Source organism: Allobosea sp. P1_A7, assembly GCF_056406775.1.
The window spans coordinates 1-1,217 of sequence record NZ_JBFTZN010000577.1; the positions used below are offsets into that span (position 1 = coordinate 1).

The following is a 1,217-nucleotide window of genomic DNA, read 5'->3' on the forward strand; positions in this document are numbered from 1 at the left end:
GGCCTGAGGTTTCATGACGCGTTCTTCCACCACCCGGGATTCTCGCGGCGCGCTTGCCGGACGGCTCGGCAAATCGAGCGTTGCCGCTCGCATCGAGGGTGAAATGCGCGTCACGGCCGCAGAGCTGGCAGATAGCGTGGCCGAGGCCAAGCTGAAGGTCGCGGCCGTGCGCTACAAGGTCGAGGGCGAGGTCCGCAACACGGCCGGGAAGCTGAAGACGCGGGTCAATGAGGCCAAGGCGAAGTTCGGCGACGATGCCCGCTTCCTGAAATCCTGGATCGACGACCCGCTGCGCACGGGTTCGGTGACCCCGTCAAGCCCGTTCCTGGCGCGCCGCATGGCCTCCTTCGTCGATCCGAGCGTACCTGGTCCGGTGATCGAGATCGGCCCCGGAACCGGCCCTGTGACAGAGGCGCTGATCGAACGCGGCATCGACGAGTCCAGGCTGATCCTGGTCGAGTACAGCCCCGAATTCTGCACGCTGCTGCGCGAACGTTTTCCGCGCGCCACCGTGGTGGAAGGCGACGCCTATGCGCTATCGACGACGCTTGCCGGGCATCTGAGCGAGAAGGCCGTAGCGGTCGTCTCCAGCCTGCCGCTATTCACACGCCCGCCGGCCACGCGCACGGCCCTCGTCAAGGACGCTTTCACGCTGCTCATCCAGGATGCGCCCTTTATCCAGTTCACTTACTCCGTGATCTCGCCGGTGCCGCGGAAGGGTTCGGGCCTCAAGGCCATGGTGTCCGACTGGGTCTTGCGGAATATTCCGCCGGCCCGCGTCTGGGTCTATCGTCGCGCGGCATAGGACTGCGACGGCTCTCTGGCGATGGTCCCACCCGCCCTTCCGCGCATGGTGTCGATACCGCAGCCCGGGTTTCCAGGCCGCCAGCAAGAGTGCAGGCTTTCCTGATCGCGGACAGGCCGGAGCTTTCCGGCCAGGTCATGGGGTCGTCACATGCCAGAACCTAGAATTCTCGTTTTCGCCGGTTCCTGGCGCGAGGGCTCCCTCAACACCAAGCTCGCGACGCTGGCGGCAAGGAGGCTGCACGCCGCCGGGGCAGAGGTGAAGCAGATCTCGCTCGGCGACTATCCGCTTCCCCTGGTCGATGCCACCGGCTTCGGAAACGCGCCGCAGGCAGCCCATGAGCTGCGCGCGCTGATCGACGCGCATGACGGCCTCTACATCGCGAGCCCCGAATACAATGCCGGCTACGCCC

The 1,217-nt window shown here is 66.1% G+C and carries 2 protein-coding genes; both read left to right on the top strand.

What is annotated here, in order from left to right; translation table 11 throughout:
• Positions 1-13: 13 nt before the first annotated feature.
• Complete coding sequence (locus tag AC1D34_RS37715; protein ID WP_476827046.1) at positions 14-805, top strand: class I SAM-dependent methyltransferase; 792 nt, start codon at positions 14-16, stop codon at positions 803-805.
• 150 nt (positions 806-955) lie between these two features.
• The coding region (locus AC1D34_RS37720) for an NADPH-dependent FMN reductase (RefSeq protein WP_476827047.1) at positions 956-1,217 on the top strand (262 nt) is incomplete at its 3' end.